Source organism: Spirosoma flavum (assembly GCF_042686045.1).
Lineage (GTDB): Bacteria > Bacteroidota > Bacteroidia > Cytophagales > Spirosomataceae > Spirosoma > Spirosoma flavum.
In genome coordinates this window covers 1,174,261-1,193,516 of record NZ_JBHUOM010000001.1, presented here as the reverse complement: position 1 = coordinate 1,193,516, position 19,256 = coordinate 1,174,261, and the positions used below count along the sequence as shown (strand labels likewise).

The window sequence follows — 19,256 nt, the reverse complement described above, 5'->3', positions numbered from 1 at the left end:
CGAATATTCGGGAGCGGCCTTTTTTATATCTTTTGTCATTTCGTTGATAAGAAGAATGACAAAAACAAAATACACTACACTAGCATCCGGAATGGCTCTTCAAGCAGTTGCTTAAACGTTTGTAAGAAAGACGAACCAGTGGCTCCATCCACTACCCGGTGATCGCAGGAGAGGGTTACTTTCATTACATTAGTTGGCTTAGCCACTGGAACACCGGCTGCATCTGCTTCAAATTTCACCGTCTGCTTAATGGCTCCTATAGCCATAATGCAGGAATCGGGCGGATTAATAATGGCCGTAAATTCGTCGATGCCGAACATACCAAGATTTGAAATTGAGAACGTGCTCCCCTCCCAATCTTTCGGCTGAAGTTTCTTGTCTTTAGCTTTACCAGCCAGATCTTTCACCTCGCCCGAGATAGTCGAGAGCGTTTTTTGATCGGCATTACGTATAACGGGTACGAGTAAGCCTTCATCAACAGCAACAGCGACACCGATATTTACATATTTGTACTTACGGATTTTGTCGCCCAACCACGATGAATTTACATTCGGGTGCTGTTTCAGTGCCAGCGCAGCCGCTTTAATTACGAAATCATTGAACGATACTTTAACCGGGCTAACACCGTTGACCGTACCACGCAGTTCCATTGCTTTATCCATGTTTATTTCCATGGTTAGATAGAAATGCGGAGCGGTAAACAGGCTCTCACTCAACCGACGGGCAATTGTTTTGCGCATCTGGCTCAATGGAATATCCTCATAATCTCCCCCAACGGATGTTGCAGCGGGAGTGGGAGCAGGAGCATTTTGTGCTGGCGTTGCTGCTGGAGCCGGAGCCGATTGGACGGGCGTTGCGGGTTGAGCAGGGGCAGCAGGTTGAGCGATTGGTGCCGCTTTACCAGGCACAAACGACTCAACGTCGCTTTTTACAATGCGGCCTTCAGGACCAGTACCGTGTACCTGTGCCAGATTTATACCCTTTTCTTCGGCAATACGTTTGGCCAATGGAGAGGCTTTCATGCGACCATTCGACTCAACAACATCACCGGCACCACCGCCATACGATAGGTCTGTGTCAGCATCGGCTGGCAGATCGGCCTGCGGATTCTGTTCGGCTGTTTGACTACCACCTTCGCCGGTAGCAGCCTCTTTACCCAACGTTGGCGCAGTACCACCATCAAGCAGTACTTTAAAGTTTGCGCCTTTTTCACCAACAACCGCAATGATCTCATCTACGGCAACCGATGCACCTTCTTTTACACCAATATACAGCAATGTTCCCTCTTCGTACGCTTCGAGGTCCATTGTAGCCTTATCGGTCTCAACTTCGGCCAGCACATCGCCTGATTTGACCGTGTCACCTTCTTTTTTATGCCATGCTACAATGGTTCCTTCCGTCATGGTGTCGCTCATCTTGGGCATCCGGATGATCGACGCGTTGACATTTTCTGCCGGAGCAGCCGAAACCGCTTTCGGATCGGGTAGCTTCGTTGCCGTCTCATTGCTCACACCATTAGTTGGTGCGGGAGCGGGTTCTGGCGCAGGTGCAACCGCTGGAGCCGCAGCTTCTACACTGCCTCCACTTGAGCCGCTAAGCAGCGATTTGTAATCTTCTCCATCAGCACCAATAACGGCCAAAACGCCGTCTACGGGCACTGATGCACCTTTTTCAACACCGATGTACAACAATGTACCTTCATCGTAAGCTTCGAGGTCCATTGTGGCTTTATCAGTTTCAACTTCGGCCAGTACATCGCCGGATTTTACTTTGTCGCCCACCTTCTTGTGCCACTCCGCTATGACGCCTTCGGTCATAGTGTCGCTCATCTTGGGCATTCGGATTAATTCAGCCATAATTAGCTATGTGTATATCGGGTTATCTCGATTGTCAGGACTCGCATGGGCGGTCCGCCGAAGCGGTTGAAAGCCAAAATTAATGTAAAGCAATTAATGTTAATCTATAACCGCAATTAAAGTACGGCCTTAACTGCTGTTATAGACGATATCTAACGCAAATATTTAATCAAACAACGAATGCCATAGCGTTAATTCACTATTTGCATTTGTGAACCATGCCTTACTCCACCCACAAAACTAATCCTTTCAGGTAGCCACCTTCGGGGTGAAACAGGCTAACGGGGTGATCGGCGGGTTGGCTCAGGTGATGCAGAACGCGTACTTGCCGCCCGGCTTCAATGGCTGCTGCCACAATCGTATTATAAAATAACTCCCGGTCCACTACCTGCGAACACGAGAACGTAAATAAAATTCCCCCTTTTGCCACCCGACGTAACCCTTCAGCGTTTAGTCGTTTGTAGCCCTGCACAGCCCGGTGCCGCGCCGACTGGCTTTTAGCAAATGCAGGCGGGTCCAGCACCACGACATCATATTGATGGTCGTGAGCCTTTAAATAGTGCATAACATCTTCAGCGTAAGCCTGATGCCGTTCTTCATCCTCACCAAAGTTAGCCGTTATATTCTGATTGGTCAGCGCAATGGCTTTTTGAGAGACATCAACTGAGTGAACCGAACGGGCACCCGCTTTAAGCGCATAGACAGAAAACCCACCCGAATAACAGAAAGCATTCAGCACATCTTTCCCGTGAGCGTATTGAGTCAGCAGGGCGCGATTATCGCGTTGATCGAGGAAGAAACCGGTTTTCTGACCTGTTATCCAATCAATTAGAAAGGTATTTCCGTTTTCTATCACCGGATGCGGTACCGGTGTTCGGCCAAAAAGATAGCTGTTCGTTACGGTTGCTCCGTATTCATCGGGCAGTGTATCGGCACTTTTATCATATACTGCCTTCAGCTCATCACCAAAAACAGCTTTGAGCGCTTCAGTAATAACTTCCCGTTCACGGTGCATACCTATAGAGTGCGCCTGTAGCACGACTACGCCATTATACACGTCCAGAATCAGGCCCGTACAACCGTCGCCCTCACCATGAACAAGTCGGTAGCAGTCCGTTTGCCCCGTCACAATCACCTTCCGAATACTGCGGATATGCGCTAATTTTTGCGTCCAGTACGGTAAATCAGGCGTGATGGGTCCACCAGCCGTAGCCCCGAACGAGAAAATGCGCACCGCAATACTACCATCGTGGTAATGGCCAGTGGCGAGGTAATTGTTCTTACTGTCAAATACTTCAACCACGTCGCCGTCGTTCAAGTCGCCCTCATAGCGACTGATGGCTCGCGAGAACACCCAGGGGTGGAATCGCCGGAGGGCCTCATCGCGTCCGGCTTGCAGATATAATTTGGAAAACGTCATTCATATTCAGGAAAGACCGCAAAGATACGTCGCTCTTTTTTGTCATTCCCTAAAGCGCCTAGTAAACACGCGCAGAGTTGAGTAGCGCAAAATATTTTCTAGCCTTTTTGCGTAGAAGCGGCCCATATTTACGTTTTAAACCAGCAAACTTTTCCCAATCATGCAACGACGCAGTTTTCTAAAACAGTCCAGCCTATTAACGGCGGGTGCCTTCACCCTCGGCCAAACTAATCTGCTAGCCAGCGGGCCAGCCAAACTGATTAGTCCATTTGGTGTTCAACTTTATAGTGCCCGTGATGTGCTGCCGAAAGACCCTAAGGGAATCATGACGCAATTGGCGAACATGGGCTATAAGCAATTTGAGAGTTTCAGTGGAGCACAGGGCTTTTTGTGGGGAATGCAACCCAAAGAGATCAAGTCCTTTCTCGACGGTCTGGGCGTAAAGATGATTAGTACCCACTTCAATTACAAAGGCCAAGTCGATAAGCCCGACGAATTGAAAAAGAGTATTGAAATGGCTCACGATGCCGGATTAACGTATTTGCTGTGTCCGTACATGGGTCCGCAAAAGACATGGGATGAGTGGAAGAAAGTTGCCGACCAGTTTAACGCCGTTGGTGAGGAAGTTAGTAAGGCAGGGCTGAAATTCGGCTACCATAACCACGATTATTCATTCCGCCCCCTTGACGGTAAACTACCGCAAGAATTTCTTTTAGCCAACACCGACCCCAAATATGTGATGTTTGAGTTGGATTTGTGCTGGATTGATGTGGCTGGCGTAGATACCGCTGCCCACCTGAAAAAATACGGCAAACGTTACGAGTTATGCCATGTTAAAGACTATACGGTAAAAGACGGGAAGCCGGTTCAGAATGATCTCGGCAAAGGCAATGTAGATTTCAAGAAGACCCTGCGCATAGCTATGGACAGCGGCATTAAGTACTTCCTTGTTGAGCAGGAAGAATATGCCGAATCACCAATGGTTAGTCTGAAAAACGACGCTGAATACATGAAAACTCTGGCGGTGTAGAATCTCAGTCATATTATTAAGTAATTGAGTAGAGATAAGCTAGATTGTCATAGTATAACCCCTACAGGGTCACATGTTTATAGAAGAGTCTATTTGCTATAAACATGTGACCCTGTAGGGGTCATACCAAGCAATAAATGATCTTGCTTAAAATTTGCGTGGGTACTTAATCTTCGCTCCGCGCTGAAAATAGTCGTTTCAGCCAGCCCTTCTTTTCCTCGACTTCTTCTTTTTGTTCCTGGTCAGTAAGCTGATATTTTGCCAGTGCCCGCAAATCTGGTTGGCCAGCATCCACCCAGCAAGTGTACCAGAAATCGCCGACCATCTTCACGGACGCCCGCATCTGTCGTTCTACCTGTCCCCGCAACCGTTCGTGATACTGCTGTGAGAAATCTGCCGAATATCCTTTGGCGGTGATTCCGTTACGCTCCTCGAAACTAAACTTGCGGGTTTCGCCCAGTTCGTCTGTCAATTGCTGTTCGAAACGCAGCACCGAATCCAGCGCGGCATTCGCCTTGAACACCGCCCGCCAAGCCGCTTTTTGGGGTGACTGCACGTATTCTGCCTGACCTGTCAGAAAATCATAGTCCGTACTGAACAACTCGGGTAATCGTGATTCCCAAAAACCATGAATACCCTGCTGATTCGTTAACTGACCGTTATAGTTGCGCGTAGTATGCAGCGGCACATTGGCATCGGCAATGTAATGCCCCAGATCGGCAGCAACACGCAGAATCCTCCGAACATCGCGTTGCTTAAAGGCTTCTGTCAATTGATATTTAGTTAATTGAATTTGCCAGGGAACTAAGCCGTGTAAAGCCAGCGTATCGGCTCCATAACGGTCTGTAGCGTCTTTATAGTAACGCGGCAAGGTTACAATCGACGTGTCGGCATAGGCATCAAGATCAATGAAATGGCGCGGAGCTTCACCAATAACCGCATAGCGACGTTTATCAGGATTAACAGCATTGTCGGTTAGAAAGCTAATGTGTTTCTTGAAGAACGGCATCATCTCAACGGGCAATGTAAACACCGCAAGCCGGTTGATTTGCTGATGTCCATAGAAGCCCCAAACTGGATGTTCCCCAGCTAGAAGTTGGCATGCGCTCTGTTCCGCTGGTTCTGACAAACACGCCCATTCAGATAGCTGACCATTTGGTTTCTCAGGTCTACTAGTGGCACCGTACACTAAACTCCCAAATAAAACACTAGCAGAAACTAACAACAAAACAAAAGCGTTGTACATTTGATGAATCATGGTACTTTACAGGAAAAATGTTTAACTATTCAATTAAAGTAACACGTGATTCAGAATAAAATTTGGAAAAATAGATAAATATCAAAAAATCATGAATGCAAAATCAAAAGGGTATACCCTCATCGTTGTGTTGCTATGTGCTTTCGCTTTAACAATCTATGGTGCATACTCACCTGCTAGAAAAGCCCAGAAACAGCAAATTGTGTGTGTTAAATTCAAAAAAGGGGTCGAAAATGGAGCTGTTGAGCAGCATATGAACGGTTTTGCGTCCTTAAAGCATGAAATTCCACAGATCGTTGGTTACACGTCTGGCAAGACAATCCTGCCAAATCAGGCCGTTGCTGACTATGACGTAGTTCATTACCTAACGTTTCAATCGGAAGCGGACATAAAAACATTTGAGAATAGCGAAGCCTATAAGCAGTTTGTTACCCAGAATCAGGGTATCTGGGAAAAAACGCTGACTGTCAACGCCGATATTCGCCAGTAAGGTAAGCGAATACAAAGAATTTCGGTTGGAACTATTGATTTTTCCAACCGAAATCCTTATTTTTGCGCCCTCATATCGCGACAACGATCTCATTTTATATACCAATGGCAAATCATAAGTCATCAAAAAAAGCAATCCGGTCTAGTGCAAAGAAACGTCTGTTAAACCGTTACCAGCATGTAACGACCCGGAATATGGTGAAAAAACTTCGTCTTACAACTGACCATGCAATGGCTGTTGAACTATATAAGACCGTTTCGTCTGCTTTAGACAAACTCGCTAAACGCAATATCATTCACAAAAATAAAGCCGCTAACAACAAGTCGAAACTAGCTCGTTTGGTGAACGGCCTGAAAGCCGCTACAGCTTAAGCATAGCCCGGTAGTTGGTCGTCTCCTAGTTGCGGATGCCAAGTCATACGAAACCTTACCTTTTTGCGGGTAAGGTTTTTTTGTGCACTTTGTAACCAAAAATATCCCGTAACCGACTTATACTTATGAGCTACCAAAACCCCGGCACCATTCAAAGCTGGGCCGAAGAAGATCGTCCACGAGAAAAGCTTATGCTTAAGGGCAAAGCCGCCCTATCAGAAGCTGAACTGATTGCTATCCTGATCAACGCTGGCACGGTAGACCTTACGGCGGTAGATGTAGCCAGAATTATCTTAAAAAGTGTTGATAATAACCTTAACGATTTAGCCAAACTAAGTATTAAAGACCTCTCCAAATTTCGGGGTATTGGCGAAGCACGGGCTATTGCTATCGTGGCCGCCCTCGAACTTGGTCGTCGGCGCAAGGAGCAGGATAGGCCGCAACGGGCGCGCGTTACGTGTTCGCGCGATGCTTACAATGAGATGATTCCGCATTTGATCGATAAGCCCCACGAAGAATTCTGGATTCTGTTGATGAACCGTGCCAACGAAATTTTGAGACCGGTGCAAATCAGCACGGGTGGGGTTTCGGGCACCGTTGCTGATCCAAAGTTAATTTTTAAGCAGGCTATTGAACACCTTGCATCCTCCATGATTCTCTTCCACAACCATCCATCGGGCAATCTGACGCCTTCCCAAGCTGACAAAGACCTGACGAAAAAATTAAAAGAGGCTGGACGGCTTTTGGACATCCCTGTGCTCGATCACCTGATTTTTACGGATAAAGCCTATTTCAGCTTTGCCGATGAGGGTATCTTTTAACCGTAGTCTGGTGGTGTCAGGTTCGAAAACTACTGGTACTATAACTAAATTTATACCCTCCCTCCTCCATTCAACTGCAATCCTTGCAACGTCTCCACCCGGCTAAGCTCACAAACCTGGCCGGGAATCATTCCGTCGGCAGTCAAATTTTCGATAGTCCAGCGTACCAGTCGGAGCGTCGGAAATCCCACGGCGGCTGTCATTTTGCGCACCTGCCGATTTTTACCTTCATGAAGCGCAATTGACAACCAGGAGGTAGGGATGCTGGCCCGGTAGCGGATGGGCGGGTTTCGATCAGGCACGTTTGGCGCGTCAATAGGCATAGCCTTGGCGGGGAGCGTATGATATGGCTTGCCATCAACCGAAATCGTGACTCCTTCCGATAATTGGCGACAAGCCGCATCAGTCAATGCTCCTTCAACCTGCACATAATACGTTCTATTATGCCGGAATTTTGGGTTTAACAGACGATGGTTAAGCTGTTTATCACTGCTTAATAGCAACAACCCCTCACTATCGGCATCGAGTCGTCCTACTGGATAAACATCAGTAGGAAAGTCAACGTCTAAATCGGCTAACGTTTGTTTATCCCCCTCCCGGCTGAATTGGGAAAGCATGAGATAGGGCTTATAAACAAGGAAATACATAGAGGCTATTGAATAAATAAGTGAAAGAATGCTGGAATAGTTAGTCACTATTTCACCGCCTGACGGCTAAATTATCTCACTCATTGACAGCCACACCGGGCAGTGGTCGGCATGAACAGCGTCGGGCAGCATGTTGCAGTCTACGATCTGATTGCGGAGATTGTCGGTTACGGAAGCATAATCTATACGCCAGCCTTTGTTGCTACTCCGGGCACCAGCACGGTAGCTCCACCAGCTATACGCTACATCATCGGGGTGTTTATACCGAAACGCATCAGTCATATCGTCCTCGAACCAGCGGTCCATCCAGGCTCGTTCACTGGGTAAGAAACCCGTTGTATTTTTATTTCGAACGGGGTCGTGAATGTCGATGGCATTGTGAGCAATGTTATAATCGCCCACGACAATTAGCTTCGGACGAGTCTGTCGCAGTTCCTGCACATACTGATAAAAATCACGAAGAAATTCCATCTTAACACCCTGTCGTATCTCTCCGGTTGTACCAGAAGGGAAATAACAATTGAGTAGTGTCAAATCGTCGAAATCCGTACGCAGAATGCGGCCTTCACAATCATAAACGGCTAAACCGCAGCCTACTACAACCTTGGTCGGCGCTATTTTCGAAAACGTTGCCACACCCGAATACCCTTTTTTTTCGGCAGCATGCCAGTGGTATTGATAGCCTAATTGCTCGAAAAGCGATAGGTCCACAACGTCGGTAGTTGCTTTCACTTCCTGAAAGCAGAGGATGTCAAATTGATGCTGAGCGAGCCAGTCGATTAACCCGTTGCGAATAGCCGCCCGAATGCCGTTTATGTTATATGAAATAAGTTGCATGGTTTATTGACCGCAAAGTTCGCCGGGGTGTGTTTATAAATTTCCCGGTACTAGCTCGTCATTCGTTGCCTGAATCCGCTTCTTGTCGGTGAATAGTAACACAAATACGATCAACACCACAGCTGCAATACCTGCCGGAACAAGCCAAAACTGAGTCCAGTTAACACTATTTCCCGTTTTAAACATGTCTTTCACGATACCGGAAAGATAAGACCCAATACCCATCCCAATACCGTAGGTAGCCAGTGAAATTAGCCCCTGCGCCGATGATTTTATTTTTTCGCCCGCTTTATTATCGGTGTAAATCTGGCCCGTAACGAAGAAGAAATCGTAGCACACGCCATGAAGGACAATAGCTAAATAAAGCATCCATTCGCCGGAACCGCCATCGCCATAACCGAAGCAAATAAAGCGCACAATCCAGGCGATCAGACCCACAATGAGCATTTTCTTAACACCTAATCGAGTATAGGCCAGCGGAATCAACAACATAAAAATCACTTCTGATGCTTGCCCCAGCGACATTTTGTTTTCAACATTCTGCATTCCGCCATCCGTTAGCGAAGGATTGGCCATAGCATAATAGAAGGAAAGAGGAATACAAATAAGTACTGACGACAAGAAGAAGATGGCGAATGAGCGATCTTTAAATAGCTTGAACGCATCTAACCCTAGAATTTGAGAAAACGATGTAGCTTTAGTGGCTTTAGGTGGTGTATCGGGTAGGAAGAACGAAAAAATGCCCAAAACTACGGCTGAATACATGGACAGTTGAAAGATAGTTACTTTGTCGCCGAAGCCATAGTAGCCAACAATATTGGTTACAACAATCCAAGACACAGTGCCTAGTACGCGTATGCCGGGAAACTCTTTTTCAGGACTAGACATTTGCTGCATCGCGATGGACGATGTCAGCGCCAGCGTTGGTGCAAACGTTAAGCAGTAGACTAACAATACCCAAAAAAACTGGTCCGCATCATTTACCTGAATGAGATAAAACAGAACCACCGCCCCCAACAGATTAAGCACGCCCAAAACTTTCTGAGCAGCAAAATAGCGGTCGGCAATCATCCCTATGAAGAAGGGGGCAATTAGCATAGCAATTGAAAAAGTCGCAAAAGCAGCTCCCTGCTGTATGCCGGTAGCATGAAGTTGTGTTTCAAGATATTTTGTTACTTGACCGTACCAGGCCCCCCACACAAAAAACTGGAGGAACATCATAACGGAAAGCTTGACGCGGGTCGTTGACAGCATCGTAAGTTGTATAGTTAAGGTTTTGCCGATGAAGGTAAGTAACACCAGTCAGCCCTGCAAACCGATTGGCCCCGAAAGTGGCCGATTATACCGAAATACCTGTCAATCGTTGAAACTATGCTGCTATTTGTAGTACGTTTTACAAATGAGGTTCAGTACCTTTACAAACTATCTGACTAAATTTTTCATGAAAAAGCAACTTATCACCCTTGTTGCCCTTGTTGCCATTCCGGCGCTATCGTTTGCGCAGACAGCCGCCGAAATTATTGACAAGAATATTACAGCCTTAGGCGGAGCCGACAAAGTGGCCGCGATTAAAACCGTTCAGTTCGACCAGAACATGAACATTATGGGTCAGGAACTGACCGGAAAATCAACCATAATTGTTGGCCAGTCAGCCCGTACAGACATGTCAATCATGGGCCAGCAGATTACACAGGTCGTTGATGGCGACAAAGGCTGGGGCATCAATCCTATGTCGGGTGGCGCGGCGGCTCAGGCCTTACCTGATGACCAGGTAAAGATTCAGAAAGGAAACGCTTATATTGTTGGAACCGAGCTAGCTACAGCAAAAGATAAAAAGTATCCGGTCGAGTTGGTTGGCAAGGAGAAATTGAATGACAAAGATGTATTTAATCTAAAGGTGACTAAGCCGGAAGGCATAGTAAATTATTATGTAGATGCCACGACTTTCCAACTAGCTGGAACGAAGGCAACAGTTAGTATGCAGGGGCAGAGCGGGGAAGTTAAATCTCAATACAGTAATTACAAAACCATTGAGGGACTGACCCTCCCCTCAACGGTGGAACTAAATAGCCCTGCTATGCCGGGTTCCTTAACCATGACATTATCGAACATGGTCTTTAATCCCAAAATTGATCCGACTATTTTCGTTATGCCAAAATAAGCGGCATCAACTACATTGACAGAAAGAGACACACAAAACGTGTCTCTTTTTTATTGACCGAATATTCAGTTGAAAATCTTCCTATTTACCGAAGTAAATACCGATATTTGAGAATTATACAATCTGATTCTCATGCAACATCTCCCTCTACTCAAAACTACTGGCCGAACGCTTGCGCTAATGTTTAGTGTAGTTGCCGCCCAGGCTCAGTCAAATCCGGCCCCAGCGCTTACGGGCTTCGTACCCGCTCACCAGGCTGCGCAGGTTAAACTCGAAACCGAGTTTAAAGCCAAACAATCGTCGGCAGCTTTCAAAAATCACCTCGAAAAACTCAGCAGTGCCCCGCACATTACGGGTTCCGTTGAGAATGAGCATGTACGAGATTATATTGCCGAAACTATGCGTAAGGCGGGCTGGCAGGTGGATATCTACCCACACGATGTACTACTGCCTAAAGGTCCCGGCGAAATTGCGGTTGAGTTGGTCGAACCCATTCGTCAACCCCTGAATACCAGGGAGTTTCTTTTTAAGGAAGATAAATATAGCAGTGACCCCCGCCTGACACCCGGTTACAATGCCTGGTCGGGATCAGGTGACGCGACGGCCGAAGTTGTGTACGCTAACTACGGTCGTAAGGAAGATTTTGAACAACTGAAAGCCATGGGTATTTCAGTAAAAGGCAAGATCGTACTGGCTCGTTACGGTGGCAATTTCCGGGGTTATAAAGCACAGTTTGCTCAGGCAGATGGAGCCGTCGGTGTTATCATTTATACTGACCCCGCCGATAGCGGCTATATGCGGGGCCTGACCTTTCCCGAAGGTCCGTATTACAGCGAAAGCGTGATTCAGCGCGGTTCACTGCTGACAACACCTTACACGGGTGATCCGCTCACACCCGGCGAAGCGGCTTTGCCACTAGACGCTAAAAATACACCAAAACGGCTCGATCAAAACGCGGTTGGGCTACATAAAATCCCGGTAACGCCCCTCCCCTACGGTTCAGCAACCGAGATTCTGAAGCGCATGGCGGGTATAAAACCCGTTCCGGCGGGGTGGCAGGGCGGTTTACCCTATACGTATCGAATTGAAGGTGGACCGGCGTTGAAAGTACGGTTAATGGTAAAGCAAGAGAAAACTATTCAGCGTATTTATCAGGTTGTCGGGACGCTAACGGGTAGCGAGTTTCCTGATGAATGGATTATTGCCGGTTGCCACTATGATGCCTGGTCGTACGGAGCCACCGACCCAAACTCGGGCACAGCTATGTTGTTGAGCATGACCGAATCAATGGGAAAACTGGTGAAAGCTGGACAGCGACCACGACGTACCATAAAAGTGTGTCACTGGGATGCTGAAGAACCGGGCGTAATTGGTTCGGCGGAGTGGAGTGAACAGTTTCGCGACGAACTCACGCAGAAAGCAGTTGTCTACATGAATTACGATGCGGCAGTGTCGGGTCGGACGTTTGGCGCCAGCGCGTCGCCCTCCATGAAAAAACTGATTATTGAAGCAACTCAGTCTGTTCAGTACCCTGATTCTAATAAAACGGTCTATCAACATTGGCTGGGCCACAAAGCTGCGGGTAATCCAACCCGCGTAACTGGCTCGTCGGCCCCGGCATTGGTTGCGGGCGAACCGACTATTGGTAATTTAGGTGGTGGCTCAGACCATATCGCTCCCTATATGCACATCGGAATTCCATCGTTGAGCGCGGGAATGGAAGGGCCAACGCTATACCATTCTCAGTATGACGATTTATATTTCTACGACAAATTCGCCGACCCAACCTATAAAATGGGGCCAATGATGGAACAGGTCGTGGGTACAATGACGCTCCGTCTCGCTAATGCGGACCTTGTACCATATGATTTAGCCCGCTACCCAGCCGATTTAGAAGTCCATTTGAAAGCCGCCGAAAAAGCTATTCAAGCTTATGCACCAACGTATTCGATTTCGCCCCTACTCAATAGTGTTGCTGACTTGAAGAAGAATGCTGATGCCTGCGAAATGGCCCGACAGAACTACCTAAAAACGGGTCGTACAGACAAGTTGGTTGAGTTGAATAAAGAGCTGAGATTATTAGAGCGGTCATTTATTGATCCAAAAGGTAACGCTTTTGGCGCGTGGTATAAGTCACTCTATGCGTCGTCGGACCCGAACAGCGGCTATGCCTCATGGATGCTGCCGGGTTTACTTTACGAAGCCTCACTGAAATCGACAGCTAATCTACCCGATCTGGAAGTCCGCTACAAAAAGGCGATTCAGACATTGAGTGATAAGTTGCTGGTGCTCTCGCAGGGTATGAGTGGCCCAGCGTCTTTGGGTAGTGGAAAGTAAACTGTGTACCTCTCCTCTTTTAGTCAGCAAAAACGCCATATCTCAACGATATGGCGTTTTTTTTGGCTAACTGACTATCTTGATTATCCTCAAGTCAATTCATTCTTATCGCTTACCTTCAGATAATACCGACGCGGTCTGATGTGCGGTCTCCGTGTGGCGATTTAGATTACTATCGAACCAGTCAAGCACCCGTTCGCCAACGTCCTGAATAAATTTCGGTTCTACGAAACCATGCGGCTGGCGTGGATACGTTATCATTTTGGTCTTCACGCCCAACCGTTGCAAAGCCCGGTGGAGTTGATAGCCTTGTTCGGGTGGAACACGGTCATCGCTTTGGCCGTGAATAATGAGCGTTGGGGTTTTGGCATTTTTGATCGCAAACATCGGCGAATGGTCGGCGTACACCTTTGGATCATCCCAGAACTCCCCACCAAAATAACTTGGCAAAAAATCGGCGATATCGGCAGTGCCATTAAAACTCATCAGATTAGTAACCGGTGCTCCAGCCATCACAGCTTTAAAACGGTTAGTTTTAGTAATAATGGTCGAGGTCATATAACCTCCGTAACTCCATCCGGTCTCGACCAGGCTGTCAGGATGCGCCAACCCCATTTGAATTGTTTTATCGACACCTACCATCAAATCCTCATAGTCGTTATTTCCCCAATCGCGGTAGTTGGCTTTGCGAAACTCGGTCCCATAACCACTACTCCCCCGTGGATTAGGTCGTAATACGAAATAGCCCTCCTGGGCAAATGCCTGAATTGGATAGGGTGAACTGGCTCCCGTATAAGTTTGCGCAAACACGCCAGCCGGACCACCGTGGACGTTCAGAATGAGCGGGTATTTTTTTCCAGCCTGATAGTTAGCCGGATACGTTAATAAACCGTCGATATCGTATTTACCATCCTTCGATTTCCAAGTCAGCACGTCTGTTTTAGCTACTTTCTTGCCCGCCATGTAATCAGCATGGATGTTTGTCAGCTTGCGCGCCGTCATGTTAGACAGACTGGCTATATATACATCAACGGGCATATCGGTCGTCTGGTACAAGAGCGCCACATCGCCCCGGTTGTTGAGATGGGGGGACGCATAAATGCCCTGAGTAAGAGGTGTCAGTTTTTTGAGCGCACTTCCATCAGCGGGAAGACTATACATGGCCGAAGCCGTATGCAGGGCCTCACTCACCACCACCGCTTTATCGTCGGGCGACCAGCCAGTCAATATAGGCTGCTCATCGGGTGTACTGGCTAAGCGTTTTACCGGACCACCTCCCGCCGGAATGAGACATATATTTTTCTTATACATCCAACTGTTTTGACCTACATCAGCAACATAAGCGATGAAGCGTCCATCGTGCGAATAGATTGGCTGCGAGGCTGCGCCTTTGTCGAGTGCCAGTGATTGCACAGCCCCGCTATCTGCCGAAACGGTAGCGATTTTCGATGATACCCAATCATTAACCGATGGCGTGTTTTGCTGAGAAAAGACAATCGTCTTGCTGTTGGGTGACCAGTCTAAACCCGAGAGATGAAACGCGCCTTTGGTCAACTGCTTAACGGGGTAATCGCCCTTGGCATTTTTGGTCAGGGTCAGGGCATAGAGATGAGCATTCTGAAATTGGTCAACTACATCCCAGTCTTTCTTCTCTTTTCGGTCTTTTTCGTCCTGCGTCGACCGTGCATCCGTTACGATATAGGCAATGCGTTTGCTATCAGGCGACCATGCGTAGGTCGTGATATTGTTTTTGGCAACCGTTACAGGCTCAGCTTCCCCACCCGTTAACCGCATTACATACAACTGCTTCTTCGCATCTTTATCCTTACCCCGTCCCGAAGTAAAGGCCATAAATTGTCCATCAGGCGAAAACTGCGGATCAGTACAGGATTTATCACCGAATGTGTACTGGTGATTCGTTTTGCCATCGCTGCTGGCCACGTAGATCTGAGATAGAAAATCAGAGTTCTCGGCATCCATACGAGCAGTAGCCACCACGTAGGCCACGAGTTTGCCATCGGGCGATACAAACGGACTGCTGACCCGTTTATAAGCAATCATACTGGCGGGTGTCCAGCTCGACTGAGCTATAACCGAACCAGATAGACTGCTACATACTAGATAAAGGAGGAGTTGTTTTTTCATTGCTATGTATGGTTTCAGATTGGCCAATGATTGCTCTAATATCTGAACATTTACCGAATAAATATTTGCCTTAATGATTAACTGCCAAATAAAAAGGCACTACCGTTGCTGATAGTGCCTTTTTATAGCTAAGTATGCCAATTATGTATTCAATAATCAGGCTGCTTTGGCCGTTGGTTTCGCGTGTTCGGGTTTTAACACCACAACATCCCGTACAGCGCCACCTGCGTTGATTTTCTCGACCATCTTGTCTAACAAAGGCGTAGCCCAATTGGGAATGTACTTGTCCGTTGTTTCGATCATCACTTTCGGGAAATCATACAAAGCTCGACCCAAACCAAACTGCACGGCGCAGCGTTTCATCGCATCACTGATGCCTCCTTTTACCGGCTCGACAGTAGTACGGCTGGCTCCGTCAGTTTTCCTAACGATTTCACCGCCGGGCAGAATAGCTGTGATTGTGCACAGAAAACCGCCCTCGATTTCCTTAATTTCGTTTTGCCAGCCCGCCCAGCCAAACTGATCATCAAAGCGTTGCATTACACAGCGATTGGTGATGTAAGGCACGACTATAATTTTCTGACCGTCTTTGGTCTGGCTTTGTACCCGCCACTCAATTTCCTGTACCGTGAGTGGGGCGGTTAATGCGTTTAGTTCCATTAGTCGTTAGTTGTTGTTTACCTAAGTCTACTCATAAATTTGCCGACGGTGCCCAACCGCCACCACTTCGACAATTAACACATCATCCTGAATATCGTAGATGATCCTATAATCGCCTTTCCGAACACGATAGCCCGAACGCCCTTTCAATTTCTTACAGCCCTCTGGTCGTGGATCATCAGCCAATTTTTCGATAGCGTCCAATAACGTATCAGCCAGTTTATTGGGCAGCTTGTCTAATTGTTTCTGTGCAGTCTTCGTTAAAACAACTGTGTATTCAGCCATTCGCCCGCTGCCGTTTTTGCCTGTACTCGGCTAACGAAATAGTTGGTTCTTTTCTGGCTTTTACGTTATCATAAAGCCTTATATCATCCAGTTCTTCTAACTCTTCTAAAACCTGTTGCCACTGTTGAATTGGCAGTATTACCGAAACACGTTTACCATGCTCATCGGTAATATATTGGGGATGTAGGGCCTTATTCATCTGTCAACTCTTAATGGTTCAAATAATTCGTTCATAGCTACTCCGCCATTTTCAGCAACTCGTTGAGCTTCAATAAAGCTTCGATAGGCGTTAGACGATTTACATCAATAGTCCGCAGCTTCTCTTTAATCGCTTCAGATTTCGGGTCACCGGATTCGATAATTCGCAGGGCCAGTTCTCGCTCCTGTGGCACAGCTTTCTGAATGTTTTCCCGATTATCTTCACGCTGATGGGACGACTCCAATTGCTTCAGAATTTCGTTTGCCCGGCTGACGATCTGGGCAGGCATTCCGGCCATCTGTGCGACGTGGATCCCGAAACTGTGCTCCGATCCGCCTTCTTTCAGCTTGCGCAGAAAAATTACTTTGTTACCCATTTCCTTGACGGCAACATTGTAATTTTTGATGCGTGAATTATCAGCAGCAAGATCATTCAATTCGTGGTAGTGCGTGGCAAACAATGTTTTCGGACGACAGTCCGTTTTATTGTGCAGGTATTCGGCGATGGCCCAGGCAATAGAAACGCCATCGTACGTACTTGTGCCGCGCCCAATTTCGTCCATCAACACCAAACTTCGTTCGCTAAGATTATTGAGAATACTGGCCGTTTCGGTCATTTCGACCATGAACGTACTTTCCCCCCGCGAAAGGTTATCCGACGCGCCAACGCGCGTGAATATCTTGTCGACCAAACCTAGTTCTGCCGACGATGCCGGCACAAAACTGCCCGCTTGAGCCATCAGTACAATTAGGGCAGTTTGCCGTAGCAAAGCCGATTTTCCGGCCATGTTCGGCCCGGTAATGATGATAAGCTGTTGCGTCTCGTCGTCTAAATAAATATCATTCGGAATATATGGTTCGCCGGGGGGTAATTGTTGTTCAATTACCGGGTGCCGACCATCTTTAATATTCAGTATTTTACTTTCGTTGATCTGTGGCCGGACGTATTTGTTCTTTACCGCCACACGGGCAAAAGATGCCAGCACATCCAACACCGACAAGGCGCGGGCATTCTGCTGAATAGCCCCAACGTACTCTCCAGCCGCCAGAATCATCTCATTGAACATGCGAGCTTCGATCTGGAAAATCTGTTCCTCAGCGTTCAATATTTTCTCTTCGTATTCTTTTAATTCAGGTGTAATGTACCGTTCCGCATTCACGAGCGTCTGCTTTCGAATCCATTCTTCGGGTACACGATTTTTGTGAGCGTGCGTTACTTCAAGATAGTAGCCAAACACTTTGTTGTACGCTACTTTGAGCGAGGTGATACCCGTCTGCTGAACTTCGCGTTCCTGCAATTGCAACAAATAATCTTTACCTGAATACGCAATAGCCGTTAACTCGTCTAATTCGGCGTTGATTCCCGGCTTAATTATACCACCCTGGTTCGAAAGTGTCGGCGGATCTTCGCGCAATTCGGCATCAATACGGTCGATCAAAAACGAAACTGGATTAAGTTGGTCTGCGTACTTTTTCAACGATCCGGGATGTGGGTCAGCCAATTCGTTCTGACTCAGTGCTGTGATTAGCAGTTCTTTGATGGGCAGCACGTGTTGCAGCGACCGCTTCAATTGCAGCAACTCACGGGGGTTAATGCGCCGAACCGCTACTTTCGAGACGAGTCGCTCAAGATCACCAATTTGCCGTAAATGATTAACCAGTGTGTCGGCTAGATCAATATCACTAACTAATAATTCGACCATATTGAGCCGCTCGTCGATCAGCGTTTTTTCCTTGAGCGGTAAATTCAGCCATTTACGCAGCAGTCGCGCACCCATCGGCGTAACGGTCTGGTCGAGAATCTGAATTAGTGGAACACCTCCCTCCTGCTGAGCGACCGTTAGTTCGAGGTTCCGAATAGTAAATCGGTCGAGCCAGACGTAGCGATCTTCTTCGAGCCTCGTAACACGGGTTATATGCTGGAGATCTTTATGCTCTGTTTCGTTGAGGTAATGCAGAATCACACCAGCCGCAATGATGCCATCGGGCTGCCCCTCAATACCAAACCCTTTGAGCGAAGTAGTCTGAAAATGCTGCTTTAGAAAGTTGTAGCCGAAGTCGTAGGTAAAGGCCCAGTCTTCGAGGGTATACGTATGGAATTTATCGCCAAACAAACTGCCAAACTCCTGCCGATTGCGCTTACAGTACAGCACCTCCGACGGATTGAAGCCTTGCAATAATTTATCTATATATGCCGCATTTCCCTGTGATGCCAGAAATTCGCCCGTTGAAATATCCAGAAATGATATACCGAATGTATCATCAGCTTTGCCAAAATGCACAGCTGCCAGGTAATTATTACGCCGGGTATCGAGTACATTATCGTTGAATGAAACACCCGGTGTCACTAATTCGGTAACGCCCCGCCGAACGATACCTTTGGCCACTGCGGGATCTTCTAACTGGTCGCAGATAGCCACTCGCTCACCCGCCCGAACAAGTTTAGGTAGATGAGTATCGAGGGAGTGATGCGGAAAACCGGCTAGTTCCTCATTCGATCCACCGTTGTTGCGTTTAGTGAGCGTAATGCCCAGAATCTTGCTGGCCCGAATGGCATCTTCGCCGAACGTTTCGTAGAAATCACCGACACGAAAAAGCAGCAACGCACCGGGATATTTGGCTTTAATCTGGTTGTATTGGCGGTTAAGGGGCGTTTCGATTCTCTTCGGTTGAGGCTTTGCTGCGGTGGCTGATTTCACTGATTTTTATTGGATTGTCGTAAACAAAAATAGTGATTTTT

17 protein-coding genes are annotated in these 19,256 nt (G+C 47.4%); 6 read left to right on the top strand and 11 right to left on the bottom strand.

Features of this window, described 5'->3' with window-relative positions:
- Window positions 1-74 precede the first annotated feature (74 nt).
- Complete coding sequence (locus ACFS25_RS04850) at window positions 75-1,856, bottom strand: pyruvate dehydrogenase complex dihydrolipoamide acetyltransferase (RefSeq protein WP_381497281.1); 1,782 nt, start codon at window positions 1,854-1,856, stop codon at window positions 75-77.
- Window positions 1,857-2,079: 223 nt separating this feature from the next.
- On the bottom strand, window positions 2,080-3,276 hold the full coding sequence (locus ACFS25_RS04845) for a class I SAM-dependent rRNA methyltransferase (protein WP_381497280.1): 1,197 nt from the start codon (window positions 3,274-3,276) through the stop codon (window positions 2,080-2,082).
- A 160-nt stretch (window positions 3,277-3,436) separates the two neighbouring features.
- Between ACFS25_RS04845 and ACFS25_RS04840 the strand changes: the two genes are divergently transcribed.
- Window positions 3,437-4,306, top strand: a complete 870-nt coding sequence (locus ACFS25_RS04840) for a sugar phosphate isomerase/epimerase family protein (RefSeq protein ID WP_381497279.1) — start codon at window positions 3,437-3,439, stop codon at window positions 4,304-4,306.
- 166 nt (window positions 4,307-4,472) lie between these two features.
- On the opposite strand, the gene ACFS25_RS04835 is transcribed toward ACFS25_RS04840, so the two are convergent.
- Complete coding sequence (locus ACFS25_RS04835; RefSeq protein WP_381497278.1) at window positions 4,473-5,564, bottom strand: zinc dependent phospholipase C family protein; 1,092 nt, start codon at window positions 5,562-5,564, stop codon at window positions 4,473-4,475.
- Window positions 5,565-5,655: 91 nt separating this feature from the next.
- Here ACFS25_RS04835 and ACFS25_RS04830 point away from each other — a divergent pair, with 91 nt between their 5' ends.
- From ACFS25_RS04830 to radC, 3 genes are all read left to right on the top strand, one after another.
- A complete protein-coding gene (locus ACFS25_RS04830; protein ID WP_381497277.1) occupies window positions 5,656-6,054 on the top strand; it encodes a Dabb family protein in 399 nt (132 codons plus the stop codon).
- A gap of 104 nt (window positions 6,055-6,158) precedes the next feature.
- A complete protein-coding gene (rpsT, locus tag ACFS25_RS04825; protein ID WP_381497276.1) occupies window positions 6,159-6,425 on the top strand; it encodes a 30S ribosomal protein S20 in 267 nt (88 codons plus the stop codon).
- Window positions 6,426-6,550: 125 nt separating this feature from the next.
- Window positions 6,551-7,246, top strand: coding sequence for a RadC family protein (gene radC, locus ACFS25_RS04820; RefSeq protein ID WP_381497275.1), 696 nt, complete (start codon window positions 6,551-6,553; stop codon window positions 7,244-7,246).
- A gap of 50 nt (window positions 7,247-7,296) precedes the next feature.
- On the opposite strand, the gene ACFS25_RS04815 is transcribed toward radC, so the two are convergent.
- The 3 genes from ACFS25_RS04815 to ACFS25_RS04805 form a co-directional block, all read right to left on the bottom strand.
- Window positions 7,297-7,893: a pseudouridine synthase gene (locus ACFS25_RS04815; protein ID WP_381497274.1), complete on the bottom strand. Its 597-nt coding sequence runs from the start codon at window positions 7,891-7,893 to the stop codon at window positions 7,297-7,299.
- 66 nt (window positions 7,894-7,959) lie between these two features.
- On the bottom strand, window positions 7,960-8,730 hold the full coding sequence (locus ACFS25_RS04810) for an exodeoxyribonuclease III (protein ID WP_381497273.1): 771 nt from the start codon (window positions 8,728-8,730) through the stop codon (window positions 7,960-7,962).
- Between the two features lie 33 nt (window positions 8,731-8,763).
- Entirely contained in the window at window positions 8,764-9,984 is a 1,221-nt protein-coding gene (locus ACFS25_RS04805; RefSeq protein ID WP_381497272.1) for a nucleoside permease, read from the bottom strand.
- 187 nt (window positions 9,985-10,171) lie between these two features.
- Between ACFS25_RS04805 and ACFS25_RS04800 the strand changes: the two genes are divergently transcribed.
- The gene (locus ACFS25_RS04800) at window positions 10,172-10,891 is read left to right on the top strand and encodes a DUF4292 domain-containing protein (protein WP_381497271.1); all 720 of its coding nucleotides are present in this window, start codon (window positions 10,172-10,174) and stop codon (window positions 10,889-10,891) included.
- A 132-nt stretch (window positions 10,892-11,023) separates the two neighbouring features.
- Window positions 11,024-13,228, top strand: coding sequence for a M28 family peptidase (locus tag ACFS25_RS04795; RefSeq protein WP_381497270.1), 2,205 nt, complete (start codon window positions 11,024-11,026; stop codon window positions 13,226-13,228).
- A gap of 105 nt (window positions 13,229-13,333) precedes the next feature.
- On the opposite strand, the gene ACFS25_RS04790 is transcribed toward ACFS25_RS04795, so the two are convergent.
- From ACFS25_RS04790 to mutS, 5 genes are all read right to left on the bottom strand, one after another.
- Complete coding sequence (locus tag ACFS25_RS04790; RefSeq protein ID WP_381497269.1) at window positions 13,334-15,373, bottom strand: S9 family peptidase; 2,040 nt, start codon at window positions 15,371-15,373, stop codon at window positions 13,334-13,336.
- 156 nt (window positions 15,374-15,529) lie between these two features.
- Window positions 15,530-16,033, bottom strand: a complete 504-nt coding sequence (locus ACFS25_RS04785; RefSeq protein WP_381497268.1) for a Rad52/Rad22 family DNA repair protein — start codon at window positions 16,031-16,033, stop codon at window positions 15,530-15,532.
- Between the two features lie 27 nt (window positions 16,034-16,060).
- Window positions 16,061-16,318: a type II toxin-antitoxin system RelE family toxin gene (locus ACFS25_RS04780; protein WP_381497267.1), complete on the bottom strand. Its 258-nt coding sequence runs from the start codon at window positions 16,316-16,318 to the stop codon at window positions 16,061-16,063.
- Window positions 16,311-16,517 (bottom strand): hypothetical protein, encoded by a 207-nt coding sequence (locus ACFS25_RS04775; protein WP_381497266.1) that lies wholly within the window; start codon window positions 16,515-16,517, stop codon window positions 16,311-16,313. Before ACFS25_RS04775 ends, ACFS25_RS04780 begins: the two co-directional genes overlap by 8 nt.
- Before the next feature lie 37 nt (window positions 16,518-16,554).
- Window positions 16,555-19,215 (bottom strand): DNA mismatch repair protein MutS, encoded by a 2,661-nt coding sequence (gene mutS / locus ACFS25_RS04770; protein WP_381497265.1) that lies wholly within the window; start codon window positions 19,213-19,215, stop codon window positions 16,555-16,557.
- Between the last annotated feature and the right edge of the window lie 41 nt (window positions 19,216-19,256).

Coding starts and splice junctions, on each gene's coding strand:
- ACFS25_RS04850 (WP_381497281.1), bottom strand. CDS start 1,856: ATGGCTGAATTAATCCGAATGCCCAAGATGAGCGACACTATGACCGAA.
- ACFS25_RS04845 (WP_381497280.1), bottom strand. CDS start 3,276: ATGACGTTTTCCAAATTATATCTGCAAGCCGGACGCGATGAGGCCCTC.
- ACFS25_RS04840 (WP_381497279.1), top strand. CDS start 3,437: ATGCAACGACGCAGTTTTCTAAAACAGTCCAGCCTATTAACGGCGGGT.
- ACFS25_RS04835 (WP_381497278.1), bottom strand. CDS start 5,564: ATGATTCATCAAATGTACAACGCTTTTGTTTTGTTGTTAGTTTCTGCT.
- ACFS25_RS04830 (WP_381497277.1), top strand. CDS start 5,656: ATGAATGCAAAATCAAAAGGGTATACCCTCATCGTTGTGTTGCTATGT.
- rpsT (WP_381497276.1), top strand. CDS start 6,159: ATGGCAAATCATAAGTCATCAAAAAAAGCAATCCGGTCTAGTGCAAAG.
- radC (WP_381497275.1), top strand. CDS start 6,551: ATGAGCTACCAAAACCCCGGCACCATTCAAAGCTGGGCCGAAGAAGAT.
- ACFS25_RS04815 (WP_381497274.1), bottom strand. CDS start 7,893: ATGTATTTCCTTGTTTATAAGCCCTATCTCATGCTTTCCCAATTCAGC.
- ACFS25_RS04810 (WP_381497273.1), bottom strand. CDS start 8,730: ATGCAACTTATTTCATATAACATAAACGGCATTCGGGCGGCTATTCGC.
- ACFS25_RS04805 (WP_381497272.1), bottom strand. CDS start 9,984: ATGCTGTCAACGACCCGCGTCAAGCTTTCCGTTATGATGTTCCTCCAG.
- ACFS25_RS04800 (WP_381497271.1), top strand. CDS start 10,172: ATGAAAAAGCAACTTATCACCCTTGTTGCCCTTGTTGCCATTCCGGCG.
- ACFS25_RS04795 (WP_381497270.1), top strand. CDS start 11,024: ATGCAACATCTCCCTCTACTCAAAACTACTGGCCGAACGCTTGCGCTA.
- ACFS25_RS04790 (WP_381497269.1), bottom strand. CDS start 15,373: ATGAAAAAACAACTCCTCCTTTATCTAGTATGTAGCAGTCTATCTGGT.
- ACFS25_RS04785 (WP_381497268.1), bottom strand. CDS start 16,033: ATGGAACTAAACGCATTAACCGCCCCACTCACGGTACAGGAAATTGAG.
- ACFS25_RS04780 (WP_381497267.1), bottom strand. CDS start 16,318: ATGGCTGAATACACAGTTGTTTTAACGAAGACTGCACAGAAACAATTA.
- ACFS25_RS04775 (WP_381497266.1), bottom strand. CDS start 16,517: ATGAATAAGGCCCTACATCCCCAATATATTACCGATGAGCATGGTAAA.